This is a genomic window from Azoarcus sp. TTM-91 (assembly GCF_012911025.1).
Lineage (GTDB): Bacteria > Pseudomonadota > Gammaproteobacteria > Burkholderiales > Rhodocyclaceae > Azoarcus.
Genome location: NZ_WUEI01000164.1, coordinates 1 through 7,097 on the forward strand (window position 1 = coordinate 1; position 7,097 = coordinate 7,097).

Genomic DNA, 7,097 nt, shown 5'->3' on the forward strand with positions numbered 1-7,097 from the left:
GTGCCGCCCACCGCCCCGCCGGATGTACCGCCGCCGGGCTCCCAAGGCGTGCCGCGCTCGGATTCCAATCCGCCGCCCGCCAGCGGCGGCCCGGAAACCCCTCAACCCCTCGCGCCGAATCCGGACCAGGTGCCGCGCGCGCCGGATCAGACCCCGGAAGACCCTCGCCAGACCCCGCATGAGGACAACCCCAATCCGCCCATGCAGGACTCCGGCAACCCGGCCAGCCCGCAGGGCGCCGGCGAAGGCCAGCGCGGCCAGCCCAGCTCCTCGCTGGGCGACGCCCTCTATGTCGCGATGCATCCGCGGCTGCACCTGGTGCAACTCGCCCCGGCGCCCGGCGGCCGTGGCCAGGGGGGCAGCGGGCAAGGCGGAATGGGCGGCACCGCGCCCGGAACAAGCGCTCCGGGCACGACCACGCCAGGTACGACCACGCCAGGTACGACCACGCCAGGTACGACCACGCCGGGTACGACCACGCCGGGTACGACCACACCCGGCACGACCACACCGGGCACGACCACACCCGGCACGACCACACCGGGTACGACCACACCGGGCACAACCACGCCGGGCACAACCACGCCGGGCACGACCACACCGGGCACGACCACGCCGGGCACGACCACGCCGGGCACGACCACACCAGGTACGACCACACCGGGCACGACCACACCGGGTACGACCACACCAGGTACGACCACGCCGGGCACGACCACACCGGGTACGACCACACCGGGTACGACCGCACCGGGAACAACCGCTCCTGGCACGACGGCCCCCGGTACCAGGAGCCCCGGCACGACCGCGCCCGGCAGCCGGGGCACGGCGCCTGGCGGCAGCCCCAGCCCCGGTGGCTCGCCGGCGCCGGCCGGGCCGGGCGGCGGCTCCATGTCGCCTGGCAGCGGCAGCGGCGGCGGGGCAGCCTCGCCGGCCGGGCCGGGTTCCAGCGCGCCGGCGGTCAGGCCCAGCCTGATGACCGGCCTGCAGGCCGGACCGCGGCTGGCTTATTCCTCCGCCCACCCCGCGGCCCACTTCCACCGGACGCAGGCGCAGGTCGCGCCGGCTGCCCAACCGAAGATGCAGCTCAACCAGGCGGATGCCCGCTTCGTCACCGTCGCCATGTCGCGCGGGCTGGGCGAGATGGAGGCCGGTCGCATCATCGCCGCCGGCAGCACGGATGCGCGGCTGAAGCGTTTCGGCGAGCGCATGGTGGTGGACCACCAGCAGGCCAATGTGCACCTGGCCAAGCTTGCGAGCGCCCGCGGCGTCACGGTTCAGGAGGAGATCCAGGACCGCGAACGCGCCCAGCTGGATGAGATGCGCCAGCTCTCCGGGCCGCGGCTGGATGCCGCCTTCATGCGCCACTTCGGCGTCGCCGCCCATCAGGAGAGCATCGCCCTGTTCGAGCAGCAGGTGCGCGAGGGCAAGGACCAGGAGCTGCGCGCCTATGCCGACCAGCGGGTGAAGGTGCTGCACGGCCAGCTGGAGGAGCTGCGCAAGATCCAGCCACTCATCGCCGATGATGGCAAGGGGGGCCGCTGATGGAGGCAGCCGGCGACTTCCTCGCCAGCCAGCCCTGGCTTGCGCTGTTGCTGCAATGCGCGGCGGCGGCGCTGGTCGGGCTGGTGGTGCACGCCGTACTGGACCGGGTGGCCCGCCGCCTGCTCCATCGCTTCTCCCCGGCCGAGCGGGTGCTGGAATACACCCGCCGGCCCACCCAGATCCTGCTGCCGCTGCTCTTCATCCATGTCGCCCTGACCGACGCGGCGGTGCCGGCCGGCGTGCTGATGGGCCTGCGGCAGCTGATGTCGATCGCGGTGATCCTGCTGGTGACGCTGTTCGTCATCCGCTTCATCGCCGCCTTCGCCGACGACGTGGTCGCCCGCCACCCCACCGACACGGCGGACAACCTGCGCGCCCGCAGCGTGCAGACCCAGGTACGGGTGCTGGCGCGCACCGCCATGTTCATCGTCGGCCTGCTGGGCGTCGGCTCCATGCTGATGACCTTCCCCAACGTGCGCCAGATCGGCGCCAGCCTGCTGGCCTCGGCCGGCCTCGCCGGCATCGTCGCCGGCCTGGCGGCGCGGCCGGTGCTGGGCAATCTCATCGCCGGCCTGCAGATCGCCCTCGCCCAGCCCATACGGGTGGACGACGTGCTCATCGTCGAGGGCGAATGGGGCAGGGTGGAGGAAATCACCGGCACCTATGTAGTGATACGCGTCTGGGACGACCGCCGCCTCATCGTGCCGCTGGAATACTTCATCCAGAACCCCTTCCAGAACTGGACGCGGCGCACCTCCGACCTCATCGGCTCGGTCTTCCTGTGGGTGGACTACCGCATGCCCGTCCAGCCGCTGCGCGACCAGCTCAAGCGCATCCTGGAAGACGCGCCGGAGTGGGATGGCCGCGTCTGCGTGCTGCAGGTGACCGACTTCAGCGAAAAGTCCATGCAGCTGCGCGCCCTGGTCAGCACCCGCGACGCCGGCCGCGGCTGGGACCTGCGCTGCAAGGTGCGCGAGCAGCTCATCGCCTACATGCAGGACAACTATGCCGAATGGCTGCCTCAGGTGCGCGCCACGCTTGACCGCGGCGACCGCCTGGACCAGCCCGGCGCTCCCGAGAACACGCCGGCCCTGCGGCCGGTGAACCCGACGGAGGGCGCGCAGGCGCCGGCGCCATGAAAACCTTCCACTGCACCCAGTGCGGCTTTGTCGCCTTCTTCGAGAACAGCACCTGCGGCAACTGCGGCGCCGCCCTCGGCTTCGTGCCGGAAGAACTCGCGATTGCCGCCTTCGAGATCCAGGAGAACGGCGCCTGGCGCCGCTTGGGCGTGGATGCCGCGCTGGTGAATCCATTCGACTGGCAGCCTTGCGCCAATTACAGCCAGCACCAGGTCTGCAACTGGATGGGCCGGGTGGAGGAGGGCAAGGCCTTGTGCCGCTGCTGCCGCCACACCGAAGACATCGAAGCCATCGCGGTGGACGACCCCGACAGCAAGGCAGCCTGGTTCAAGCTGGAGGCGGCCAAGCGCCGGCTGTTCTATTCCCTCTACCGCCTCGGCCTGCCGGTGGACGACGAGAACGGCAGCGTGCCGCTGCTGTTCCACTTCCGCGGCGGCAACGGCGAGAAGGCCACCACCGGCCACCTGCACGGCACCATCACGCTGGACATCGCCGAAGCGGACGACGGCACCCGCGAAACCCGCCGCGTCGAGCTCGGCGAGCCCTATCGCACCCTGCTCGGCCACTTCCGCCACGAAATCGGCCACTACTACTGGGACCGCCTGATCGCCAGGGGCCCGCAGCTGCAGGATTTCCGCGCCCTGTTCGGCGACGAGACGCAGGACTACGCCGCCGCCGCCGCCGCCCACTACGCCAAGGGCGCGCCGGCGGACTGGGCGGAGCGCCACATCAGCGCCTATGCCGCCATGCACCCGTGGGAAGACTGGGCGGAAACCTGGGCCCACTACCTGCACATCACCGACGCGCTGGACACCGCCGCCCACTGGGGCTTCGCCTTGCACTCCGACCAGGCCGCCGGCGGTCCGGCGGACGTGCCGGCGGTGGGCGGCAGCGGCCGGCCCTTCCGCCAGGTGCTGCTGGAGCAATGGCTGCCGCTCAGCCAGTTCCTCAACAGCATGGGTCGCAGCCTGGGGCAGGGCGACGCCTACCCCTTCGTGATCGCCACCGCGGTGCTGGACAAGCTGTGCTTCGTCCATCAGGTGGTGGAAGAAGCCCGGGCCGCCAGCGCGGCCACCGCGCGCGCCGGCACGCCGCCCGCCGACCCCGCCGCGGAAATCCCGCCTGGAGGGGCAGCATGAGAGAACTCCGCCTCGAACCCGGCCTGCCGTATCCGCTGGGCGCCACCTGGACCGGCGACGGCGTGAACTTCGCCGTCTTCTCCGCCCACGCCAGCCGCATCGAGCTGTGCCTGTTCGACGAAGCCGGCCGCAGCGAGGTCGGCCGGGTCGATCTGCCCGAGCTCACCGACGAGGTCTGGCACGGCTTCCTGCCCGGCGCCGGCCCCGGCCTGGTATATGGCTACCGCGCCCACGGCCCCTACGTGCCGGAGCACGGCCACCGCTTCAACCCCAGCAAGCTGCTGCTGGACCCCTACGCCACCGAACTGGTCGGCCGCCTGCGCTGGGGGCCCTCGCTGTTCGGCTACGACATGCGCAACCGCAAGCAGCCCGGCGCCGGCTTCGACAAACGCGACAGCGCCCCGTCCATGTTCAAGGCCCGCGTCACCGCGCCCGGCCTCGCCCCGGTCGCCCCGCCGCGGCCGGCGCCGCGGGTGCCGTGGGAGCGCACCGTGTTCTACGAAGCCCATGTGCGCGGCCTCACCCGGCTGCACCCGGCGGTGCCCGCCGACCTGCGCGGCACCTTCGCCGGGCTGGGCACCGCCGCCATGATCGATCACCTCAAGGCGCTGGGGGTGAGCTCGGTGGAGCTGCTGCCCATCCACGCCTTCGTGGACGATGCCTATCTCACCGACAAGGGCCTGCGCAACTACTGGGGCTACAACTCCATCGGCTTCTTCGCGCTGGAGCCGCGCTACCTCGCCGGCGGCGGCCTGCAGGAGTTCCGCGACATGGTGGCGCGGCTGCATGACGCCGGCCTCGAAGTCATCCTGGACGTGGTCTACAACCACACCGCCGAAGGCAACGAGCTGGGCCCCACGCTCAGCTTCAAGGGCCTGGACAACGCCTCCTACTACCGCCTGAACCCGGAAGACCGCCGCTACTACATCAACGACACCGGCACCGGCAACACGGTGAACCAGAGCCACCCGCGGGTGGTGCAACTCATCCTCGACAGCCTGCGCTACTGGGTGCAGCAGATGGAGGTGGACGGCTTCCGCTTCGACCTCGCCACCATCCTCGGCCGCGAAGACGGCGGCTACGACCCCGGCTGCGGCTTCCTCGACGCCTGCCGGCAAGACCCGGTGCTCAACCGCGTCAAGCTCATCGCCGAACCCTGGGACTGCGGCCCGGGCGGCTACCAGCCGGGCAACTTTCCGCCGGGCTGGGCGGAGTGGAACGATGGCTTCCGCGACACCGTGCGCGCCTTCTGGCGTGGCGACGAAGCCCAGTCCGCCGGCCTCGCCACCCGCCTCGCCGGCTCGGCCGACCGCTTCAACCACCGTGGCCGCCGGCCCTGGGCCAGCGTCAACTTCATCACTGCCCACGACGGCTTCACCCTGCACGACCTCGTTTCCTACAACGACAAGCACAACGAGGCCAACGGCGAGGACAACCGCGACGGCCACTCCGACAACCGCTCCTGGAACTGCGGCGCCGAAGGCCCGACCGACGATCCCGCCATCCGCGACTTGCGCGAGCGGCAGAAGCGCAACCTGCTCGCCACCCTGCTGCTGGCCCAGGGTACGCCGATGATGGTGGCCGGCGACGAGTTCGGCCGCAGCCAGCAGGGCAACAACAACGCCTACTGCCAGGACAACGAGATCAGCTGGCTGGACTGGGCCGGCATCGCCGCCGAGGGCCGGGCGCTGCTCGCCTTCGCCCGCCGCCTCCTCGCCATCCGCCAGGCACTGCCGGTGCTGCGGCCGGCACGCTTCGCCACCGGCGGCGACCCCGCCCAGGAGCTGCGCGACGTCATCTGGCTGGATCCGCTCGGCAACGAGTTGCAGCCCGAAGCCTGGGCCGAGCCGCACATGCGCTGCTTCGGCATGCTGGCCGACGGCCGCGCCCACCTCGGCACCGGTCCCGAACCTTGCGCCGACGCGGTGGTGCTGCTGGTGTTCAACGCCGCCCACGAAGGCGTGGAATGGACGCTGCCCGCCGCCGCCGGCATAGAACGCTGGACCCGCCTGCTGGATACCGGGCTGGCGGAGCGCGAGCGCTACCCGATGTTCACCATCGGCGACAACTACACCGCCGGCGGCCGCTCGCTGCTGCTCTTCGTCGCCGCACCGGCCAGCGATACTGCCGAATGCCTGGCGGAGCTGCTGGCCCGCCTGGGCGGGGAGGGCTGAGCGGTGGCCACCCTTTCGACCCAGCTGCTGCAGCAACGCTACCTGCGCCGCGAGCCGCTGCCCGAGGGCGGCTTCCGCTACCTGCGCCCCAACGGCCGCGAATACAAGGACGCCGCCGGCCTCGCCCGCATCGCCGCGCTGGCGGTGCCGCCGGCCTACCGGGAGGTCTACGTCAGCCCGGACGCGGACGCCGAGCTGCAGGCCTTCGGCCGCGACGCCCGTGGCCGCCTGCAGTACCGCTATCACGCGGATTTCGTCCATGCGCAGGCGATGCGCAAATGGCGCCGCCTCGCCCGCTTTGCCCAGGCCCTGCCGCAGCTGCGCGAACGCGTGGCGGCCGACCTGCGCTGCAGCGGCCTGCCACGGCGCAAGGTGCTGGCCCTGCTGGTGCGCCTGCTGGACCGCGTCCACCTGCGGGTGGGCAGCGCCGACTACGTCCGCCGCTACCGCAGCTACGGCCTCACCACGCTGAAGAAGCAGCATGTGCGGGTGGAAGGCAGCAAGGTGATCTTCCACTACCGCGGCAAGCACGGCGTGGAGCAGGAGCAGTCGGTGCGGGATCGCACCCTGGCCCAGCTGCTCCGCCGTCTGCTGGCGCTGCCCGGCAGCACGCTGTTCCAGTACGAGGACGAGGAGGGTGGCCGCCACAAGGTGCGTGCCGAGGACCTCAACGCCTATATCCGCGACGCCATGGGCCGCTTCACCGCCAAGGACTTCCGCACCTGGGGCGGCACGCTGAAAGCGGCGGAATACCTCACCGCGCTGGGCGCGCCCACCTGCCCGCGCAGCGGCGCCCGCATGCTGTCGCGCTGCGTGCGCGCGGTGGCGGCGCAGCTGGGCAACACCGCCGCGGTGACCCGCTCCAGCTACATCTGCCCGGTGATCTTCGATCTCTACCTCGCCGGCGAACTGGCAGTGGGGGAGGACAGCGGGGAGGGCGGCCTGTGCCCCAGCGAAGTGGCCCTCAGCCGGCTGCTGGCGCGGGGATTGCGCCGCCAGCGGCAGGCGGTTGCGGTGGTCGGGAAAGCAAGGGGGGAGCAACTGGCGGAATCGCTGGCTCAGCTTGGGGAAGGAGGGCGCGAGCAGGCCCAGCCCAAGGC

Annotated in this window: 6 protein-coding genes; 5 read left to right on the forward strand and 1 reads right to left on the reverse strand. The window is 71.5% G+C overall.

Translation table 11 applies throughout. The features are described from left to right. Window positions 1-287: 287 nt before the first annotated feature. Entirely contained in the window at window positions 288-734 is a 447-nt protein-coding gene (locus GRF61_RS22515) for a hypothetical protein (RefSeq protein ID WP_169152858.1), read from the reverse strand. A gap of 157 nt (window positions 735-891) precedes the next feature. Between GRF61_RS22515 and GRF61_RS22520 the strand changes: the two genes are divergently transcribed. From GRF61_RS22520 to GRF61_RS22540, 5 genes are all read left to right on the forward strand, one after another. Continuing rightward, window positions 892-1,545: a DUF4142 domain-containing protein gene (locus GRF61_RS22520; protein WP_169152859.1), complete on the forward strand. Its 654-nt coding sequence runs from the start codon at window positions 892-894 to the stop codon at window positions 1,543-1,545. Beyond that, window positions 1,545-2,684 (forward strand): mechanosensitive ion channel domain-containing protein, encoded by a 1,140-nt coding sequence (locus tag GRF61_RS22525; RefSeq protein WP_169152860.1) that lies wholly within the window; start codon window positions 1,545-1,547, stop codon window positions 2,682-2,684. The genes GRF61_RS22520 and GRF61_RS22525 overlap by 1 nt, the downstream gene beginning before the upstream one ends. Next, window positions 2,681-3,823 (forward strand): putative zinc-binding metallopeptidase, encoded by a 1,143-nt coding sequence (locus tag GRF61_RS22530; protein WP_169152861.1) that lies wholly within the window; start codon window positions 2,681-2,683, stop codon window positions 3,821-3,823. Before GRF61_RS22525 ends, GRF61_RS22530 begins: the two co-directional genes overlap by 4 nt. Continuing rightward, on the forward strand, window positions 3,820-5,997 hold the full coding sequence (glgX, locus tag GRF61_RS22535; protein ID WP_169152862.1) for a glycogen debranching protein GlgX: 2,178 nt from the start codon (window positions 3,820-3,822) through the stop codon (window positions 5,995-5,997). The genes GRF61_RS22530 and glgX overlap by 4 nt, the downstream gene beginning before the upstream one ends. A gap of 3 nt (window positions 5,998-6,000) precedes the next feature. Next, window positions 6,001-7,097 (forward strand): DNA topoisomerase IB (locus GRF61_RS22540; RefSeq protein WP_169152863.1); only part of this gene is annotated, 1,097 nt, incomplete at its 3' end.